General features: G+C 40.1%; 17 protein-coding genes. 8 read left to right on the plus strand and 9 right to left on the minus strand.

Annotated features, from left to right (window positions below; genetic code table 11):
• Nucleotides 1-237 precede the first annotated feature (237 nt).
• Nucleotides 238-4,104, plus strand: a complete 3,867-nt coding sequence (locus B4N43_RS13380) for a TIM-barrel domain-containing protein (protein WP_286735291.1) — start codon at nt 238-240, stop codon at nt 4,102-4,104.
• A gap of 79 nt (nt 4,105-4,183) precedes the next feature.
• On the opposite strand, the gene B4N43_RS13385 is transcribed toward B4N43_RS13380, so the two are convergent.
• The 3 genes from B4N43_RS13385 to B4N43_RS13395 all read right to left on the minus strand — a co-directional run bounded on the left by B4N43_RS13385 (nt 4,184) and on the right by B4N43_RS13395 (nt 5,940).
• Nucleotides 4,184-5,062, minus strand: coding sequence for a pirin family protein (locus B4N43_RS13385; RefSeq protein ID WP_182983495.1), 879 nt, complete (start codon nt 5,060-5,062; stop codon nt 4,184-4,186).
• 129 nt (nt 5,063-5,191) lie between these two features.
• The gene (locus B4N43_RS13390) at nt 5,192-5,506 is read right to left on the minus strand and encodes a hypothetical protein (protein WP_075993956.1); all 315 of its coding nucleotides are present in this window, start codon (nt 5,504-5,506) and stop codon (nt 5,192-5,194) included.
• 11 nt (nt 5,507-5,517) lie between these two features.
• The gene (locus B4N43_RS13395) at nt 5,518-5,940 is read right to left on the minus strand and encodes an OsmC family protein (RefSeq protein ID WP_075993955.1); all 423 of its coding nucleotides are present in this window, start codon (nt 5,938-5,940) and stop codon (nt 5,518-5,520) included.
• A 261-nt stretch (nt 5,941-6,201) separates the two neighbouring features.
• On the opposite strand from B4N43_RS13395, the gene B4N43_RS13400 reads away from it, so the two are divergent.
• Together B4N43_RS13400 and B4N43_RS13405 are read left to right on the plus strand one after the other, a co-directional pair.
• Nucleotides 6,202-6,921 (plus strand): outer membrane beta-barrel protein, encoded by a 720-nt coding sequence (locus B4N43_RS13400; protein ID WP_286735293.1) that lies wholly within the window; start codon nt 6,202-6,204, stop codon nt 6,919-6,921.
• Entirely contained in the window at nt 6,914-7,492 is a 579-nt protein-coding gene (locus B4N43_RS13405) for a TMEM175 family protein (RefSeq protein ID WP_075993953.1), read from the plus strand. The genes B4N43_RS13400 and B4N43_RS13405 overlap by 8 nt, the downstream gene beginning before the upstream one ends.
• Here B4N43_RS13405 and B4N43_RS13410 read toward each other — a convergent pair.
• From B4N43_RS13410 to B4N43_RS13420, 3 genes are all read right to left on the minus strand, one after another.
• On the minus strand, nt 7,486-8,046 hold the full coding sequence (locus B4N43_RS13410) for an AAA family ATPase (protein ID WP_075993952.1): 561 nt from the start codon (nt 8,044-8,046) through the stop codon (nt 7,486-7,488). The genes B4N43_RS13405 and B4N43_RS13410 overlap by 7 nt on opposite strands.
• 75 nt (nt 8,047-8,121) lie before the next feature.
• Nucleotides 8,122-9,210 carry a DUF6688 domain-containing protein gene (locus tag B4N43_RS13415; protein WP_286735294.1) on the minus strand — a complete coding sequence of 363 codons (1,089 nt, stop codon included), beginning with the start codon at nt 9,208-9,210 and terminating at the stop codon, nt 8,122-8,124.
• A gap of 212 nt (nt 9,211-9,422) precedes the next feature.
• Nucleotides 9,423-10,241: a hypothetical protein gene (locus B4N43_RS13420; RefSeq protein WP_248932466.1), complete on the minus strand. Its 819-nt coding sequence runs from the start codon at nt 10,239-10,241 to the stop codon at nt 9,423-9,425.
• A gap of 199 nt (nt 10,242-10,440) precedes the next feature.
• Between B4N43_RS13420 and B4N43_RS13425 the strand changes: the two genes are divergently transcribed.
• Together B4N43_RS13425 and B4N43_RS13430 are read left to right on the plus strand one after the other, a co-directional pair.
• Entirely contained in the window at nt 10,441-10,974 is a 534-nt protein-coding gene (locus tag B4N43_RS13425; protein ID WP_157626203.1) for a hypothetical protein, read from the plus strand.
• A 4-nt stretch (nt 10,975-10,978) separates the two neighbouring features.
• Nucleotides 10,979-11,512 carry a hypothetical protein gene (locus B4N43_RS13430; RefSeq protein WP_286735296.1) on the plus strand — a complete coding sequence of 178 codons (534 nt, stop codon included), beginning with the start codon at nt 10,979-10,981 and terminating at the stop codon, nt 11,510-11,512.
• A gap of 7 nt (nt 11,513-11,519) precedes the next feature.
• Here B4N43_RS13430 and B4N43_RS13435 read toward each other — a convergent pair whose 3' ends face one another.
• From B4N43_RS13435 to B4N43_RS13445, 3 genes are read right to left on the minus strand one after another with little or no spacing between them, the layout of a single operon-like run.
• Nucleotides 11,520-12,761 (minus strand): RNA polymerase sigma factor, encoded by a 1,242-nt coding sequence (locus B4N43_RS13435; protein WP_248932464.1) that lies wholly within the window; start codon nt 12,759-12,761, stop codon nt 11,520-11,522.
• Nucleotides 12,762-12,811: 50 nt separating this feature from the next.
• Entirely contained in the window at nt 12,812-13,150 is a 339-nt protein-coding gene (locus tag B4N43_RS13440) for a YciI family protein (RefSeq protein ID WP_075993946.1), read from the minus strand.
• A 40-nt stretch (nt 13,151-13,190) separates the two neighbouring features.
• Nucleotides 13,191-13,667 carry a carboxymuconolactone decarboxylase family protein gene (locus tag B4N43_RS13445; protein WP_286735297.1) on the minus strand — a complete coding sequence of 159 codons (477 nt, stop codon included), beginning with the start codon at nt 13,665-13,667 and terminating at the stop codon, nt 13,191-13,193.
• A gap of 224 nt (nt 13,668-13,891) precedes the next feature.
• On the opposite strand from B4N43_RS13445, the gene B4N43_RS13450 reads away from it, so the two are divergent.
• The 3 genes from B4N43_RS13450 (at nt 13,892) to B4N43_RS13460 (ending at nt 19,192) form a co-directional block, all read left to right on the plus strand.
• Nucleotides 13,892-14,596, plus strand: coding sequence for an MgtC/SapB family protein (locus tag B4N43_RS13450; protein WP_286735298.1), 705 nt, complete (start codon nt 13,892-13,894; stop codon nt 14,594-14,596).
• 73 nt (nt 14,597-14,669) lie between these two features.
• Nucleotides 14,670-17,369 carry a magnesium-translocating P-type ATPase gene (gene mgtA, locus B4N43_RS13455; protein WP_286735299.1) on the plus strand — a complete coding sequence of 900 codons (2,700 nt, stop codon included), beginning with the start codon at nt 14,670-14,672 and terminating at the stop codon, nt 17,367-17,369.
• A gap of 68 nt (nt 17,370-17,437) precedes the next feature.
• The gene (locus tag B4N43_RS13460) at nt 17,438-19,192 is read left to right on the plus strand and encodes a DUF885 domain-containing protein (RefSeq protein ID WP_075994945.1); all 1,755 of its coding nucleotides are present in this window, start codon (nt 17,438-17,440) and stop codon (nt 19,190-19,192) included.
• Nucleotides 19,193-19,241 lie beyond the last annotated feature (49 nt).

The raw sequence follows: 19,241 nt of genomic DNA on the forward strand, positions 1-19,241 counted from the left end.
GCTTCTTTCGTTTAAATACTTCCGTATTTCCATGTACAGGCTATTGCCGATCCTCCGCCTATCGGTTATCGCAGCACAGGACCGTCGGTGAGCCCGGTCCATCGGCAGCTGTTCCGCAACCGCCGCTAGCCTGCAACATTATTATTGGACAATCGTTTGCATTCCATAATCTCTTTTTTACTTCGATTTACTATTGTATTATTGTTAAGTTAATTTAATGCATTATAAATCATACGCATGAAGATATCTTTTTGGAGCACAAAAGCACAACTCTGTTTACTGATGGGATTGGCTTCTCCTTTTATTTTTCAACCCACTCGAGTTGACGCTAAAGTAAGTACGATCAATTATTATAATACAATAGGTCGCGATCAAGGCAACCGTATTATCACGATTCAGAAAATTAATCCGACAACAGTCGAGATTGTATACGATAATGGTCAACGTCTGACTTTAGATTTCTACGGTAATCATATTTTTAGGATGTTCCAGGATGTTCATGGTGGTATTATCCGTGATCCCGAAGCAAAACCCGAAGCAAAAATATTGGTAGAGCAACCTCGGAAAACAGTCACCGGGCTTGAGGTAAAGGATGAAGGTAATAAGGTCAGCATCTCCACTAACGATATTCTTTTTTCAATGGATAAACAGACTTCTCAGTTTAGTATCCTCAATCGGAAAAGCAATAAAATTGTCGTTGAAAGCTTAAAACCAATTGTTTTCGAAGAGAAACAAGTAAGCGTTGAATTGAAGGAAAATGCGGATGAATACTTTTTTGGTGGCGGCGTTCAAAATGGGCGTTTTTCACATAAAGGAAAAGTGATTGCAATCGAAAATCAGAACAGCTGGACCGATGGTGGTGTTGCCTCTCCAACCCCTTATTACTGGTCAACCCAAGGATATGGTTTTATGTGGCATACCTTTAAGAAGGGAAGTTATGCCTTTGGAGCCAAAACCCCTGGGACAGTAAAATTGGCGCATGACACAGATTATCTGGATGTCTTTTTTATGATTAATGACGGGATAGTTCCTTTGCTCAACGATTTCTATCAATTGACGGGTAACCCAATTCTTCTACCGAAATTTGGTTTGTATGAGGGGCATCTTAATGCCTATAACCGCGATTTTTGGAAAGAAGATGAAAAGGGAATTCTATTTGAAGACGGCAAACGCTATAAAGAAAGTCAAAAGGACAATGGGGGAATCAAAGAATCGCTGAACGGTGAGAAAAACAATTATCAATTTTCGGCCCGCGCTGTAATAGACCGGTATAAAGCACATGATATGCCTTTGGGCTGGATTCTTCCAAATGATGGCTATGGTGCTGGCTATGGCCAAACGGAATCTTTAGATGGAAATATCCGAAATTTGAAAGAGTTTGGTGATTATGCACGTAAGAATGGTGTAGAAATCGGTTTATGGACACAGTCCGATCTCCATCCGAAAGATAGTATAAGTGCATTACTGCAACGTGATATTGTAAAAGAGGTTCGGGATGCGGGTGTAAGAGTCCTAAAAACGGATGTGGCCTGGGTTGGTCCAGGATACTCCTTTGGTCTCAATGGGGTCGCCGATGTGGGACATACTATGCCTTATTATGGTAACAACGCTCGTCCATTTATTATTTCATTGGATGGTTGGGCAGGCACACAGCGCTATGCCGGTATCTGGTCGGGCGACCAGACTGGAGGCGTATGGGAGTATATTCGATTCCATATACCAACATATATTGGCTCGGGACTTTCAGGTCAGCCCAATATTACCTCCGATATGGACGGGATCTTTGGTGGTAAAAATTTTAAGGTCAATATTCGTGATTTTCAATGGAAGACCTGGACACCAATGGAACTCAATATGGATGGCTGGGGATCGAACGAGAAATACCCACATGCTTTGGGTGAGCCGGCTACTTCTATCAATCGTCTGTATCTGAAATTGAAATCTCAATTGGTTCCCTATAGCTATAGTGTTGCGAAACAAGCAGTAGATGGACTGCCCATCATTCGTGCTATGTTTTTAGAGCAAGCAAATAGTTATACGCTTGGAAAGGCAACGCAATATCAGTACCTCTATGGTCCAAATTTCCTTGTAGCACCGATTTACCAGGAAACACGTGTGGATGAGAAGGGAAATGATATGCGCAATGGTATCTACCTGCCGGATGGTGAATGGATTGATTATTTTACGGGTGAAAAATACAAGGGAGGGCGTATTATCAATAATTTTAATGTGCCTATTTGGAAGCTGCCTGTTTTCGTGAAAAATGGAGCCATTATTCCGGTGACCAACCCAAATAATAATGTGCTGGAAATTAAAAAAGATCAACGTATTTATGAAGTATACCCTTATGGAAACTCTAGTTTCCTGGAATATGATGATGATGGAAAGACAGAGGCTTATCGTTATGGTAAGGGGGCAAATACATCCATAACTTCACAGTTAAACAACAATAAAGTTGTTTTTGCGATTGCTCCAACGCAAGGCGAATTTGACGGCTTTGAGAAAATGAAGTCTACGGAAATTCGTTTCAACGTTAGCAAAGCACCGAAGAAATTGACGGTAAAGGTCAATGGGAAAAATAGCAAACTTAAAGAAGTGAATAGTATAGATGCGTTTAATACTTCTGAAAACGTATATTTCTACGACGCACAACCAAACCTGAATCAGTTTGCAACCAAGGGATCGGAGTTTGAAAAAGTACCTTTGGTTAAAAATCCGATGTTGCTGGTACGACTAGCCAAACAGGATGTCTCATCGACCGCAATAGAAGTACAATTGGAGGGGTTCGAATATGCTCCTGCTGACAACTATCTGGCTCAGACTGGTGCTTTGACTTCGCCCAAAGCTGTTATCACAGATCAACATACACAAGCATATACCTTAACGCCAACCTGGGAAAAGGTTGCAAATGCTGATTATTATGAAATTGAATTCAATAATCTGATCTATTCGACCATCAAAGACAGTCAATTGCTATTCGAAGGATTGGCCGCGGAAACGGATTACCAGTTTAAAATTAGAGCTGTCAATAAATCTGGTGTTTCAGATTGGAGTACATTTGCCGCAAAAACAAAGGCAAACCCGTTGGAATTTGCCATCGAAGGTATCAAAGCAGAGACTTCTGTGGATAACCAAGGCGGAAATGGTATCAATAAATTGTTCAATTATGATGAGGGGGATATGTGGCATACAAAATGGGGACAGACTGCGGTTCCGTTTGATATGACCTTAGATCTAAAATCTGTTAATCAATTGGATAAGTTTGAGTATCTTCCAAGAACCGATGGCGGAAATGGCATCATTTTAAAAGGAAAGGTATTCTATAGCAACGATAAGGACACCTGGACGGAAGCCGGTAGTTTTGATTGGAAACGTGATGGCGAAATGAAACGTTTTGATTTTGGAACCCATCCGGTGGCCCGATTTGTCAAAATTTCAGTTTCTGAAGCTGTTGGAGGTTTTGGTTCAGGAAGAGAATTATATGTGTTTAAAGTACCAGGATCGTCAAGCTACTTACCGGGCGATATTAATAATGACCGATTGATCGATCATAATGACTTGACTTCCTATATTAACTACACGGGATTGCGACTGGGAGATGGAGATTTTGAAGGTTATGTCAGCAATGGTGATGTCAATAAAAATAATCTGATTGACGCTTATGATATTTCCAATGTCGCTGTTGTCATAGAAGGTGGTGCAAAACCAAATAAGGAAGAAAAGGTCAGTGGTAAATTAAAATTGATTCCTTCAAAAACGACCTTAAAATCGGGTGATATTGTGGAGATCAGTGTTAGTGGAGAGAATCTTAAAGCTGTCAATGCACTTAGTTTTGCTCTTCCTTACAATCAAGGCGATTTTGAATATGTCGGTATTGAGTCCGTACATTTAAAAGAGATGAACAATTATAGCAACGATCGCCTTCACACCAATGGAAGTAAGGCTCTGTATGCTACTTTTGTTAATCTAGGCAACAAGGAGACTTTGAATGGCTCTGAAGTTTTATTTAAGATCAAATTGAAAGCAAAACGTAATGTCAACTTCAATCTGAAAGCAATAGATGGGATTTTGGTTGATAAAAAGCTGAATTCCTTTACTTTCTAAAATATAAATAGCCTTAACAAAAAGGGGAGCCTCATAGGCTCCCTTTTTTTGTTAATTGATGTCTAAATAGTGCATCTAATTAGTCCAATATCATACTGAGATCCATCAGTAGGATTTCAGTATCTGCTGAGGTCACTTTCAGGTTAATTTCAGCGACATCCCATATTCCAAAGCCATCTCTGCTTTCTAATTCTTGTCCTTCGACAGTAACACTACCTTTTATTACAAAAACATATACACCATTTCCCGCCTTTTTGATCTGGTATTTTGTTTGGGCGTCCTTGTCAAAATGCCCCATGGAAAACCAGGCATCCTGATGGATCCATACACCCTCGTCTTCTGGATTTGGAGAAAGAATTTGCTGGAATTTATTCTGTCTTTGTGTTATATCCAATGTAATTTGATCGTATCGGGGGCTCACATTCCGTTGATTAGGGTACACCCAAATTTGAAGAAACTTGACTACCTGATCGGTATTTTTATTATATTCACTGTGTATGATGCCCGTTCCGGCGCTCATGACCTGAATATCTCCCTTCCGGATAATAGCTTTGTTACCCATGCTGTCTTCATGTTGCAAATCACCTTCCAAAGGGATACTGATGATTTCCATATTGTCGTGAGGGTGTTTGCCAAAACCTCTTCCTTCAGCCACCATATCATCATTTAGCACACGTAACACACCAAAGTGCATACGTTCGGGGTTGTGATAATTGGCGAAGCTAAACGTATGATTGCTATCTAACCAACCATGATTTGCATGACCGCGTGTCGCCGCTTTGTGGAGGACACTATGGTTTTCCAATTTGTCTGAATTATAGTTTACAGCTTCCGCATCCAGCGTTTCAAGCGGTTCTATCTCGTCAATATCATTCTTCAAGATATCAGCTGAAGACACTGTTGATGCAAATATTCCGGAACCCAAAAGTCCCTTTTTTATAAAGTTCTGTCTGTTCATGATTCTATTATTTAGTATCCAAAATTAGCCTATTAGCCGCCGATTTCTATTGATCTAGTTCAATAAAGAAAGAGTTTTAACGGTTTTCGGTTGTTTTTCTAGGGCGCTATTGCTATGGCCTATGCTTTATTAAACGGAGAGTAAGTCTGGAAAAAGACTATAGACTTCATTTTTTAGAAGCCCACTTCCACCGCCATAATGTTTGATCAGACCAATCGAATAGGTGAGCCGCGTAAGGTGATCTGTTATTTCATGCTCTTCCTGAGGAGAAAGTCCCGAACTCAATAATAAAACATCTACAGGGACATCTATTAGCTGTTTTTTACAGGCATCCAAATCGTATTGTATCGTTGCATTCCAGTTGGGCGTGTTTTCAATGATTCTCTTGAGCGTGAGGAGAATTTCTTCATTTTTACCAAATATGAGAAAGGTTAATGTTTTCATGATGTTCTTGTTTAAGGATTTGTCCTGATGAGCGTATTGACAATGGCATTGCCCTTTAAAATTTTTGAAATGGGACATTCTTCGGCAATTTGTTGCAGGCGTTCTCGGGTATCCTCTGCTAAGATTTGTCCAAAAGCTATCTCGCGATCAAAATATGTAACCACCTGTCCTTTTTCAATTTTGAGGTACATATTTGAACTGACTGAAATTTCTGGAATATCAAGCCCTTTTTTATCGATGTACATGCGTAAAGTAGCTAAGGTACAAGATACAAGCGATGAGATAAGAAGGGTGTAGGGGTCAGGACCAAGATCTTTGCCACCAAGTTTTTCAGGCTCATCCGTAATAAACTCTCCATTTCTCCATTGTATTGTGGTCTTATATTTCTGCTCAGTAATATGGCCAAGGATAGGGTTTTCCAATATATATTTCATACGGATTATTCTTTTGTTTGTAATACAACAAAAATAAGCCTGAATTGATTCATTTCCATTGATGTAGTTCAATAAATATAGTCATATTGTCTCCTGATATTTTTTTATTGGCTGATAAGATTGATGGATTTCCGCTGATGAATACAGCTTATCGTTACAGAAAAAATAAAGATTGGAGTAAGTTGAATCACATAAATTTTCTTACTTTTAACAATCAAATTCGCTCAATTTTTTAAAGGATTTTAATTTAATATTTCGGTTATGATGAAGAGATTTTTACTTGTCGGACTTTTTGCTGGTATAACCCATTTTATGGCTTTCTCGCAATCTCATGAACTACGTGTGGGTGTCACCTCCGGTGTGTCCAATTTTACGGGATCGGGATCGGAAGCAAAGAGTACGTTGAATGGATCTACACAACAGGACTATTATACCAATAATCCTTATGGAAAAAAATATGGAATCAATATTGGAGGCGCTTTAAACTACCGTTATGTTTTTGCCAACAACCTAATATTAGGTTTAGAGGGTGCATATGAACGATTGCAGACAAAGATTGATTTGGAAGGCAATGAGTTTATGAATGGAAGCCGTGGTCAGACCCGTCTAAATCAACAATTTATCAATTTTAATCCTTTTGTTGGCTATCGTGTCTTTTTTGAACCGATGACAATGGATATTCAGTTGGGTATGGATATTGCCAAAACGCTGAGTATCAAAGAAAATGGTAGCATTGAAGATAAACAGGGGAATAAAACAAGTTTTGATCGTGATAGAGGCAAGGTTATCGATTTGGATCTACGCCCTCGTTTACAGTTTAATGTAAATTATGACCGTTATACCGTGTTTGCCGGTTATTCATGGGGATTGAAGGATTATAACAACGGGATGCTTGGTGCTGATCCCGGTGTGGCACGATTAAATGTATTCCGCTTAGGCCTGCAGTATCAGCTATTAACTCCGATCTTCAAAAATGACTAAAGGCAGGTTAGAAGCATTCAGTGATGGCGTTTTGGCCATCATTATAACGATTATGGTACTTGAATTAAAAGTACCTGAAGGATTTACTTTTGCGAGCCTTAAACCATTATATCCTAAAATTATCTCCTATATCGTTAGTTTTGTTTACGTTGGACTGTACTGGAATAATCACCATCATCTCTTTCAAATTGTTCGAAAAGTAAATGGAAAAGTTCTTTGGAGCAATTTGAATTTATTGTTTTGGCTATCATTAATGCCGGTTACAACAAATTGGATTGGTGAGTCACATTTTGAAAGGGATCCTATTATCGCTTATGGCTTTGTCCTGATCATGTGTTCCATATCATATAATATCGTTGAATATTTTGTGATTCAAATCGAAGGGGAAGAATCTGCACTGAAAAAAGCGGTTAAATCGAAGGTTAAGGAAAATATTTCTACAGCGCTGTATTTTTTGGGGATAGGACTGTCTTTTATTAATCCCTATATCAGTTTGCTCATGTATGGAACAGTCGCTATTATGTGGCTTATACCTGACCGCCGTATTGAGGAAGAAATGCGGAATCAATAGTTTTGCTGTTCCAGGGCTTTCAGGATGAACTGAACGCGATCGTTTACCGTTGTTTTTGGAACCTCAATGGTTTCATAACCGAGTTGTGTATAGGTCTCTTTCATTATCTTGAAAGTGTTTTCGGCCTCCCGCCACGTTTGTTTCCGCTCGTTGTCATTCGCATAGATCTCTGCCCAAGGTGGTAAGATAAATACTTTTTTATGATAACGTCGACCTTTTGCTTCGTGAAGCAGTTCTTCTTCGATTGAAAGACCTTCCATCGCAATATATGACAATGCATCTGGAATTCCGCGGTCAAAAAAAATGTAGTTTTGGTGATCTTGCCTCACCTGCATCACATAGCTGGCTGATGAAGCAGCCAACATTAGTTTGGCATAGTGAATTTTATTTTTCCAGGGCAAACCATCGGCATCAGCTTCCAATTGTTCTCGGATGATGCGCCGGGCATCCTCTTCCACAATGCTGAATCCCTGCTTATTTAATTCATTTAATAAGGTTGTTTTACCGACTCCAGGTCCTCCTGTCAGAACGATAAAATAATGTGTTTGATCCATAATGATTAAAATGAAATGCTTCCCGAAATGGAGAAAATTGGGGTAATGACTGATTGTTGGCTACGATTTTAAAAATTAGCTGTATTGTTTTGCGATTTTCTTTTCGGGTTCGACGTAGAATGTATATAAGAAAAATAAAAATATGTATTCTAGTGGTTTCATCAAAATATAAGTCACATTTGATGCGCTGCTGGAATTAATTTTGACGGAGATATTAAAACCATATTTATCATAGCAATATCTGACATAGCGATGTAGTGCTGGTGATAAATCGCTTAATATTTCTTCGAATGCGTTGGCCACCTGAAGCTGTCTATTGACAATGATCGTGTTGCCATGTCTTGTGCCTAGCCGTAGGGGTTTAACAAGAGCGGGATCTCCTTTTGCCGCAACTGTACAGAGGTAATGGCCCTGATGATCGAGGATAGGAGGGTGCATTTTTTGTGAAAAAGCCCAAGTAGTTGTTTCTGTGAAAACTTTCACCATTGAATCCCGATCCTGCCCCAATAGGATGAGGATGATCGTTAGTAGGAGAAAGACCGGAACAAGTAAAATCAGAGCCCATGCCGGATAATTCAGCTTTGAGGAAAGCAGGTTATTGATTTTATTGAGCGTGCTGTTGGCATAGCTTCTGCTCATAGCGTAACCCCGCTCTTCAACGATGATTTTACGGATTAGCCCAATGCCCATAATCAAGCAGCATATTGGCGTGAAAATAAAGAATAAAGTTCCTTCGTTGCCAACATACATATCCAATGTGGACGTATCGTGGTGACTGACCTGAACGAGCACAAACAGACTGATAATATTACCTATCATTAACATAATCAGCATCAGAACAAGAGGAATAGGAGGAATTTTTCGTCCCTTGAGCCAAATCGCTATTGCTGAAATATTAAATGCAATAAAATAAAATGATAGCGATACAAGGTGTTTTCCGCCGAAGGGAATATAACAATCACCATCTACGGGATCTACGGCCTGATTATATTGACTCGAGTGGAATAATAGCCCTACCCCGCTTATCATTAATGAAATCAGGTAGCCGATGATAATGGCATACTCAACCATTGTTATTTTCCGCTGTTGTTTTTTGACAGCTGAACGAAGCAGATATAAAATCCCGAACAGCGTAAGAATAATAAGGAGAAGAATGAAGATCATAATGGGGTGAGCAGTTATAATTCTAAGACGAATATCGTCAAATCATTTGTTTAATTCAGATGCAAGGCGATCAATTGTTTTTGAAATATATCCGTATAACGGATTGAAATCAATATTATTGACGTGTTTAATGGGTTGGAATTCAAGATTTCTTCAACAGTGTAGATGCTATTAAGGTATCTATAGTGCCAATGTCCAGCAAAGACCAGCATCTAATTTTTACCGAATAATCTGCTCCAAAAATTCTTTTTTTTGCTGCTTTGAGAGCTGTCTGTGGTTTCAAAATGTTTAGGGTCTGCATGGATTGTCTCTGTTTTGACATTTGGTAAAATCTCATTTTCTGGAAGTCCATTGCGTTGTTCTATTTCCTGGATCTGTTTTAATGCTGTTGTCTGATATAAAAGCGGTCCGTCTTTGTCGCAGTTAAAGAGGTTGGAGTAACTTTTTGATTCATTCAGATCAAAAGGTTGTGGTTCTACAACTTCTGTTGCTTCCAAGAGACCAAGGTTACGATCTTTGGCATATTGCAGTGCATTGAGGAAAATAGAAATACGGTTATCAGAAAATAGCGTATCTAATTCATCCTTGATCGTCGGGTCACTTTGGTAATCTATCAACAATTGCGCGACTTTTTCTGCGGGGATAAAGACACCGGAACAATAATTTTCTACAAGCCTATTTTCGATATTATTGGTTAGAAATTCTTGTTGAACAAATTGTTCCCACTGTTTGTAATAGCTGGATAAATGGTCGTTTTTGGAGAAGGAAAGGGCTCCACCTCGAACATAGAAGTATTTTTCGAAAAAACCTTGGACAACAGCAATGAAAAAACCATGGGTTTTGTCAAAATAATCATTTTTGTCGGTTTCCCGGCCCGCATTTAAGGTGTCTTGGTATTTGGTTTTATAGAAGTCTTCTAGTTGGTGAGTTGCAGAAACTTCCTCAATCTTTTCAGGATTTTTGAGCAAGTCAAAATACCAAGTTTCTATCTGCTGTTCTGAGATGGGGTGGTAACTAATATCATAGCCCATAATGACTGTTTTTAATCTCTTATGTTGTAATTGCTAATATATTAAAAATTAACATTTTGTGCAATATAAATCGCTCCGATATCGTGCTTTTTTCGCCTAAAAGGAAGGGTTTATGACAATTTATAGAGCAGGAGGGCGGGGCAACATGTTTGCCTATTTCATGATAATTAATTACTTTGGTCACAAACAGAATTTATATATGAAGCACTTACTATTTATTATTTTCATGTCGATGAGCTTATTTTTTACGGCTTGTCAATCCCCAAGTCCAGAGACTTTTTTCGGAAAAGTTGTTTTAAACACAAATCTTGTAGCAGATTTTGCCCCTGAACGCTATGGCAAACAGCTCGAGCAGGAGACCGTTGAATTTGCGGATATGCCCTCCAGTAAGAAAGTAGGCGATGAAGCTCAAAAATCTGTCGGGATCAAAATTCAGGTTGTTGAAAAGGCCTTAAAGGATATTAAGGAATTAAATGTTTCCGATGCCGATGCAAAAGCATTGAAAGAGCAGTCTATTGCATTATTTGAAAAAGTGTTGCCTGTCTATAAAAATGAATATACCGCTTATGCAAAGTTATGTGATGGTAAAGGTTCGGCTGAAGAAAAGCAGGCATTACTCCAAAAGATCGAAAAAAACGATATGCCTTCCATTAACGAGGTGTTTGACAACGTATATGCTTTAGGAAAAGCTTATGCTGAAAAACATAACCTGAATGTTAAGTGGGGAAATTAAGCAGATGAAGGAAACAAGCTTATACAGAAATAAAAAGAAAACAAGTCAGCTATTGTCAATTTCGGGAGGCCTATGTTTGTTGCTTCTGGTCATTTTATTGTACAGTATCGGTTTATTTGATGGTGTATTTAAAGCCAAACCGACAGTTTTCTCTGCAGGAGCATTGCTGGTACTCTTAGTTTTATTGTTTTCCAGCCTACTGAGCCTTCGGGATAAAACAGCGCAAATTGTTTTGAACGACCGCTATTTTCTTGGAAAGACAACACCAATATCGAAAGCTTTTGGCCAAGGCGACTGGCAGGATGTCAAAAGCATCGACTTACAAAAAGTCGGTGGTGATACGATGGTCATTGTTACATTGGGTAATCCCCCTAAATATAAAAAGCAGCTTTCGTCGCTATTATGGAAAATGGCTTATCAAGAATCCACTCAAGAACTGTGTATCATGTATTCGTCCTCAACTATTGATTTGGAGCCCTCGGAGCTATACCAACTTTTTGTATCCTATTGGAAAGGAGCAAAAGTAATCGATCAATAGCAAACAATTAGGCCATTGCAGACTTTATAGCATCAATCTTCTGTTGGATGATCTCTTTTTCCAATGTTGTTTTAGCCAGGATTTTTGCTTTGTTAAAGTTTGCGATGGCTTTGTTTTTGTCCAGTTCCTTATAGAGTTCACCAAGGAGGACAAAATAAAAGTGATTATCTTCTAGCTGCAGCATTTTTATTTCAGTAAGTGCAGCTCTATTGCCTTTTACTTTATATAGTGCAAATATTCTATTCAATGCAGCTGCAGGTGAATAGTTGACGACTAATAAACGGTCATACCATTGCAGGATTTCGGCCCATTTTTCTGGACTGTCTTCCTTTATACAATGGCATTGCGCAATCTTTGCCTCCAGATGGTAGGATGTGAGTTCGTCTCCCGATGCAGCGTTTTTCAGAAAATAAAGCCCTTGATGTATAAGTTCTTGATTCCAGCGCTCCTCATCCTGTTGCTCATACAAAATGAAATCACCTTTATTGGTCAGCCTTGCCTCGAAACGGGAGGAATGAAAACAAATCAGCGCAATGAGCGCATTGGTCTTAGGTGTATTTGTTTTTTCATAAGTCGAAAGCATTAACGCAAGGCGTAACGCTTCAATACAGAGCTCCTTTCTTAAAATTTGATTTTGGGTTTTAGAATAATACCCTTCATTAAATAAGAGGTAAATAATATGGAGTACGTTATCGAGGCGTTTAATAATTTCTGCTTCGGAGGGCAGTTCGAGTTCGATTTTTTCTGAACGTAGTTTTTCCTTTGCTCTGAATAGGCGCTTATTGATGGTTTCTTTGTTGGAAAGAAATGCTTCGGCAATTTCGTCTATACCAAAACCACAGAGGATTCTAAGGGCAAGACCTATTTGAGCCTCACTTGCAATTGCTGGCGTGCAGATTGCAAACAGCATTTTTAATTGGCTGTCTTTGATATTTTCCTGTGAGAAATTAAAGTCGTCGAAGGTTTCCGCTTCCGGCTCGCTCTGCCGCACTGCAGGGATGATTTTATCTTTAAATATTTTATTTCTTCGAAACTGGGCCAATGTCTTTTGTTTTGCAACCGTGTACAGCCAAGCCTTAGGATTTGCAGGAACGCCTTTGGTCTGCCAAGATTCTGTGGCCAATAAGAAAGTTTCGCTGACGATATCTTCGGCGATTTCGATGTATTGAAGACCAAAACTCTTACTGATGACAGCGACTATTTTGGTAAATTCTTGCTGGAAAAGCTGTTTTAGAAAATCCGGATCCATAAGTCTAAAATAGGGGCGGCTGTGCGCGTGTACAGCTGCCCCGTATATGATTAGTTGAGCAGTGCACGTATCTCTACACTACCATTAAATTCGAGTATAGGACAGCCATGGGCCAAGGTTGTGGCTTCGTCAAGATCGTCTGCTGCGACGACAATAAAACCGCCGAGTCTTTCCCTAATCTCCACAAAAGGTCCATCCGTAACGATACCGCCTGGCTTTAATACCTTTCCGGCTGGCTCAAGACGGGAGCCATGATCCTTCAGTTTACCTTGCGCATCGATGTCACTGATCCAGTCGTACCATCTTTTGTTTACAGCTTTTGCTTCTTCTTCTGTCAGTTGACTTGGTTCATTGGCCCCCTGACGAAATAATAAGATGAAATCTTTCATTTTTATGGTTTAATTTATCGTATAAATATCGACCTCCTGTTTATGAGGTTGGCTGTACTTTGTGCTGCCCAACTTTGTAGCTTCCTGCTTGTGTGCGGAAGGAAATATTGATCCTGTTATAGGAATTGATTGCTGTAATGGCCAAGGTCAGGTCGATAAGTTCTTCTTCCGAAAATACAGTAGTTGCTTTCGTATAAACCTCGTCCGACACATCACCATGCGTAATTTTGGTCACGGCTTCGGCCCATTCCAGCCCAGCACGTTCACGTTCGCTATACAGAGGTGCTTCCCGCCAGGCATCCAATAAGAACAATCGTTGTGGTTGATCTCCAGTCGCCAGTAGATCTTTTGAATGCATGTCAAGACAATACGCACAGCCATTGATTTGTGATACACGGAAATAAATAAGATGCAAAAGCTCTTGTTCTATCGAACAATTGCTCAGATATGTACCTATTCCATACATTGATTTCATGGCGTTTTGCCCTTTTGCGAAAAAATTGATGCGTTGTTTCATTTTTTTATTGTTTTTAGTGTAACTGATTTACACCACAACAATGCTTGAAGTTAAAGAAATTGGACAGCTTGATCTGTAAATTTTAGACTTAAATTATAAGTAACTGTATTACAGTTTTTTAATTTGATTATTTCTCTAATAAAATTCTAATAATTTTCTAAAAGATCTCTAACGGATCATGGAGGTAGGAATGCGCACCTTTGCAGGCAAAGGAGGACAAAGAGATGAGTGTTTTTGAATTTGCCATACGATTATTTGCAGCCTTGCTTTTAGGAGCTGCTGTGGGAGTAGAGCGCCAATGGCGCCAGAAAAATGCGGGGCTTCGGACAAATACCTTAGTTTCGTTGGGAGCAGCAGCTTTTGTGCTGCTTTCCATAGAAATTGGCGGTGATGCTATCGGACGGATTGCTTCTTATGTGGTCAGCGGAATTGGTTTTCTTGGCGCTGGTGTGATTATGAAGGACGGTTTGAATGTGCATGGTCTAAACACGGCGGCGACGATTTGGTGTTCGGCTGCAGTAGGGGCGCTCTGTGGTCTAGGTTTGCATGCCCAAGCATTTGTGGTTGCGTTGGCTATTATTCTTACACACCTGATCTTTCGCCCAATCGGGCAAAAAATGGCCTTCCTGACTTTTAATAAATCTGCAGCATCACAAACCGAATATCTACTGACCATAGGCTGTGGGATAGACATCGAAAATCATATTCGTGTTTTATTGATGCAGATGCTGAGCAGTAACGAAAAACTGTTGTTGTCTTCGCTTTCGAGTGACGATACCCTCGCTACAAACGGCGTTGTCATTAGGGCCATCGTTAGAGCCATCGGTCAGCAAGACAGTCTTATCGAACGGATGGCTAGTCGATTGACCATCGAGGAAAGAGTAACAAAAATAAGCTGGGAAATTATAGGTACAGAGTCGGACCTGTAATAAGAATCGGATCTATAATAAGAACGGGATTTACGGAAATTAACATGAAAGGGGCTATAGGGTTATGATTAAAATGAACAATAAAACAACAAAGAATCCATTGCACAATATGATCAGTTCCAATGGAATGAATGTGGGGACCGTGACCAAGTTGCAGGGGGTGGCCAGTCAGGATGAAAAACTTACCTGCGCGATGTTAGAAACGAGCAGAGAGGGGATTACAGATGAAATGGCTAAGGAACGTCAACAGAAATTTGGATTAAATGAGGTGAAACATCAAAAGGCCCCAAAGTGGTACGTGCAGCTATTGAAATCTTTTGCCAACCCCTTTATATATATTCTGTTATTGATTGCCACTGTTTCCTTTATCATCGATGTAGGGCTTCCAGAGGTTGGCGAACGAGATTATAAAACAGTTGTTGTGGTGTCTATTATGATTTTGGTCAGTGCGCTGCTTCGTTTTGTACAGGAGTATCGAAGTAATGCCGCGGCAGAAAAATTAAAAAGTATGGTCAAAACTACGGCAACAGTGTTGCGGAAATTTAAAGGGAAAAGAGAGATTCCTATTGTCGAACTGGTGCCGGGAGATATTGTATACCTTTCTGCTGGGGATATGATACCTGCAGATTGCCGTATTGTTCAGAGTAAGGATCTTTTTGTGAGTGAAAGTATGCTGACTGGAGAGGCGCTTCCGGTAGAGAAGAATTATTTGCCTATCCGGAATGCGGCGGAAAAATCACCTATTGAACTTTGTAATATTTGTTTTATGGGGACCAATGTTGTTAGTGGATCGGCGATAGCCGTGATTGTAACGACAGGAAGCTACACCTATTTTGGGAGTATCAGCAAATCGATTACCGGCGAACGTCCCGAAACAAGTTTTGATAAGGGTATAAATAAGGTGAGTTTCTTATTGATCCGTTTTATGCTGGTCATGGTTCCGCTGATTTTCTTGATCAATGGGTTGATGAAAGGGAACTGGACAGAAGCGCTACTTTTTGCCATTGCTGTCGCTGTAGGTTTAACCCCCGAAATGCTGCCCATGATTGTCACCGCTAACTTGGCCAAGGGTGCTGTCAATATGAGTAAGCGTAAAGTCATCGTCAAGCGGTTAAATTCTATCCAGAATATAGGTGCCATGGATATTCTGTGCACTGACAAAACAGGGACGTTGACATTGGACAAGATCGTCATGGAAAAACATCTTAATGTGTATGGGGTCGAAGATGATGAGGTGCTTAAATGGGCCTATCTCAATAGTTTTCATCAGACTGGTCTCAAGAATTTGATGGATAAGGCTGTGTTGGAACATGCCGAATTGCACGATTACTTGAAAGTGGAGGATCAATATCTGAAAATTGACGAGATTCCATTTGATTTTCAGCGGCGACGGATGTCTGTGGTCCTCAAACAGCATAATGGCAAACATCTACTGATCTGTAAAGGGGCTGTAGAGGAAATGCTTGAGCTTTGTACACACGCTTTTGATCCGGGAGATGACCGTAGTCTGCATGTCGAAAATGACCGTACTGTACCGATGGACGATACGATGCGTAAAATTGTATTGAAAACCTCGAAAAAGATGAATGAGGAGGGATTACGTGTTTTATTAGTTGCCATCCGCGAATTTGAAGGTGCTCACCCCTTGACCTATGCTGTTGCAGATGAAGCGAAATTGACGTTGACGGGATTTATCGGCTTTTTGGATCCGGCCAAACCCTCTTCACAGCCGGCCATTGAATCCTTACAAAAATTGGGAATCGGGATCAAAGTGTTGACAGGAGATAATGAGATTATCACACGCAAAATTTGTATGGATGTCGGCATTCCGGTGGATCGGATTGTCAATGGAAATGAATTAGATAGCATTTCGGACACCGAGTTAAATCAATGTGTTGATGAGGTATCGGTATTTGCAAAGTTGAGCCCTCTTCAAAAAGTTCGTGTTGTAAAAGCATTGCGGGAAAAAGGACATACGGTTGGCTTTATGGGCGATGGTATCAATGATGCGGCCGCACTTAAGGAGGCAGATGTGGGTATCAGTGTGGATACGGCTGTTGACATTACCAAAGAAAGTGCAGATATAATTCTGCTGGAAAAGGATCTTATGGTGCTGCGCAAAGGGGTTATTTATGGACGTCGAACTTTTGGAAATATCATTAAATATATCAAGATGACGGCAAGCAGCAATTTCGGCAATATGTTCAGTATGCTTGGGGCCAGTTCTTTTCTTCCCTTTCTACCGATGCTGCCGGTGCATCTGCTTATTCAAAATCTACTCTACGATATATCGCAGGTATCTATTCCTTGGGACAGCATGGATGAGGAATTTATCGTCGAGCCAAAGAAATGGGATGCTGGTAGTGTCTCTAAGTTTATGTTATTTATTGGCCCCATAAGTTCATTGTTTGATTTCGCCACTTTTGCGGTATTGTTTTTCGTGTTCAAGGCCAATACGGTATCGGATCAAACACTCTTTCAGACTGGTTGGTTTGTAGAGGGATTGCTTTCACAAACATTAATTATTCATATGATCAGGACTAAGAAAATACCCTTTATTCAAAGCTGGGCTGCTGCACCGGTTGTTGCCTTGACGAGTTTAATTATGATTATTGGGGTCGTTTTGCCGTTTACGCCATTTGCCGCTGCCTTAAAAATGGAGGCACTGCCTCTGACTTATTTTCCATGGCTTATCGGCATTTTGGTCTGCTATTGTTTACTTACACAGTGGGTCAAAAATTGGTTTATCCAAAAATTTCATACCTGGTTATAGTTTTAAATTATTGGAGTAAAATGCTGAAATTCATCAACAATAATGTTAATTTTAGACAAATTACTCCAATGAAACTTATAACATATACCCTTGCTATCGCTGGATTGGGCCTGATGGCTTCCTGTGGATCGGGAACTCATAACAGACAATCTGCTGCTGATACTGCTGTGAATGAAAAGTTTAAATCGTATGAGGACCGCTTTATTCAGCAGCTTTGGAAAGAAAATCCGGAATGGGCTACCCAAGTTGGATTCCATCAGTATGATTCCTTGTTGACAATTCCAGATGCCAATACGCGAAAACTACGTATGGAGTTTTCAAAGCGACATTTGGACAGCCTCAAAAGTTTTGATCTGAGCACCTTGAATCTTTCTCAGCAAACAGATTATCATCTGATTCAAAACTATCTTGAATCCAATGTGTGGTCTATTGAGAAAGAGCGCGCGTATGAGTGGAATCCTTCTTCGTACAATGTTGGGGGGACAATTGCTTTTATGCTTGCCGAGAATTATGCACCATTATCGACCCGACTTAAAGCTATTTATCAACGTTTGACGAAGATTCCGGCCTATTATGAGGCCGCGAAAGGACAGCTTAAAAATCCAGCCTTGGTATTGACCGATTTGGCAATTCAACAGAATTTGGGCGGTTTATCTGTTTTTGAAAGCGATTTACGGGATTCACTGAAAAAATCCGATCTGCCGGCTTCAGAAAAGGAGGCTATCCAGAAGGCTTCACAACAAGCTATTGCGGCGATCAACGGGTATGTTCAATTTTTAAAAGTGACACCTAATCCTTCTCCGCGAAGTTTTAGATTAGGAAAAGAACTTTACGACAAGAAATTTGATTTCGATATCCAATCGGGGTCAACGGCCGAACAGATTTATCAGGCTGCTCTAGCAAGAAAAAGCTATTTACATGGTGAGATGTATAAAATCAGCAAAGAGCTGTGGCCTAAATATTTTGGAAAATCATCCTTGCCGTCAGATAGTTTGCTTGTCATTCGAAAGATGATCGACACCCTGTCTGTCAAACATGTTAAAGCAGAAGAGTTTCAATCCGCTATCGAAGCACAGATACCGAAGCTGGTTGCGTTTGTCAAACAAAAGGATTTATTGTACATCGATGATAGCAAGCCGCTTGTGGTGCGCAAAGAGCCTGCTTATATGGCTGGTGTTGCGGGAGCTTCAATCAGTGCACCTGGTCCATACGATAAAGGTGGGAATACCTATTACAATGTGGGCAGTCTAACAGGCTGGACCAAAGAGGCAACGGAGAGTTACCTCCGGGAGTATAACCATTATATCTTGCAAATACTCAATATCCACGAAGCTATTCCGGGCCATTATACCCAATTGGTGTATGCAAACCAATCGCCGAGTCTCATCAAGAGTATTTTAGGTAATGGTGCAATGATTGAGGGCTGGGCTGTCTATACCGAACAAATGATGCTCGAAAATGGTTACGGTGACAATGCTCCTGAAATGTGGTTGATGTGGTACAAATGGCATCTGCGTACCGTTTGTAATGCTATACTCGATTATAGCGTCCATGTGAAAAATATGAGTGAAAAAGACGCCATGCATTTGTTGGTTGATGAGGCGTTTCAACAACAGGCCGAAGCAGCCGGTAAATGGAAACGTGTGTCTGTGAGCAGTGTGCAGCTGACGTCTTACTTTACGGGATATAAAGAAATTTATGACCTTAGGGAAGCTGTTAAACAAAAAGAAGGGAAACAGTTTAATTTGAAGGCGTTCAATGAAAAATTCCTAAGTTTTGGTAATTCACCCGTGAAGTATATTCGGGAAATGATGTTAAAATAATTATAAGGAATTCGAGCAATGATAAAGCCACTCAGAGGAGTGGCTTTAT

Source organism: Sphingobacterium sp. UBA1897, from assembly GCF_002337775.1.
In the GTDB taxonomy this organism is placed as follows: Bacteria; Bacteroidota; Bacteroidia; order Sphingobacteriales; family Sphingobacteriaceae; genus Sphingobacterium; species Sphingobacterium siyangense.

Coding starts and splice junctions, on each gene's coding strand:
- B4N43_RS13380 (WP_286735291.1), top strand. CDS start 238: ATGAAGATATCTTTTTGGAGCACAAAAGCACAACTCTGTTTACTGATG.
- B4N43_RS13385 (WP_182983495.1), bottom strand. CDS start 5,062: ATGAACAGACAGAACTTTATAAAAAAGGGACTTTTGGGTTCCGGAATA.
- B4N43_RS13390 (WP_075993956.1), bottom strand. CDS start 5,506: ATGAAAACATTAACCTTTCTCATATTTGGTAAAAATGAAGAAATTCTC.
- B4N43_RS13395 (WP_075993955.1), bottom strand. CDS start 5,940: ATGAAATATATATTGGAAAACCCTATCCTTGGCCATATTACTGAGCAG.
- B4N43_RS13400 (WP_286735293.1), top strand. CDS start 6,202: ATGATGAAGAGATTTTTACTTGTCGGACTTTTTGCTGGTATAACCCAT.
- B4N43_RS13405 (WP_075993953.1), top strand. CDS start 6,914: ATGACTAAAGGCAGGTTAGAAGCATTCAGTGATGGCGTTTTGGCCATC.
- B4N43_RS13410 (WP_075993952.1), bottom strand. CDS start 8,046: ATGGATCAAACACATTATTTTATCGTTCTGACAGGAGGACCTGGAGTC.
- B4N43_RS13415 (WP_286735294.1), bottom strand. CDS start 9,210: ATGATCTTCATTCTTCTCCTTATTATTCTTACGCTGTTCGGGATTTTA.
- B4N43_RS13420 (WP_248932466.1), bottom strand. CDS start 10,241: ATGGGCTATGATATTAGTTACCACCCCATCTCAGAACAGCAGATAGAA.
- B4N43_RS13425 (WP_157626203.1), top strand. CDS start 10,441: ATGAAGCACTTACTATTTATTATTTTCATGTCGATGAGCTTATTTTTT.
- B4N43_RS13430 (WP_286735296.1), top strand. CDS start 10,979: ATGAAGGAAACAAGCTTATACAGAAATAAAAAGAAAACAAGTCAGCTA.
- B4N43_RS13435 (WP_248932464.1), bottom strand. CDS start 12,761: ATGGATCCGGATTTTCTAAAACAGCTTTTCCAGCAAGAATTTACCAAA.
- B4N43_RS13440 (WP_075993946.1), bottom strand. CDS start 13,150: ATGAAAGATTTCATCTTATTATTTCGTCAGGGGGCCAATGAACCAAGT.
- B4N43_RS13445 (WP_286735297.1), bottom strand. CDS start 13,667: ATGAAACAACGCATCAATTTTTTCGCAAAAGGGCAAAACGCCATGAAA.
- B4N43_RS13450 (WP_286735298.1), top strand. CDS start 13,892: ATGAGTGTTTTTGAATTTGCCATACGATTATTTGCAGCCTTGCTTTTA.
- mgtA (WP_286735299.1), top strand. CDS start 14,670: ATGAACAATAAAACAACAAAGAATCCATTGCACAATATGATCAGTTCC.
- B4N43_RS13460 (WP_075994945.1), top strand. CDS start 17,438: ATGAAACTTATAACATATACCCTTGCTATCGCTGGATTGGGCCTGATG.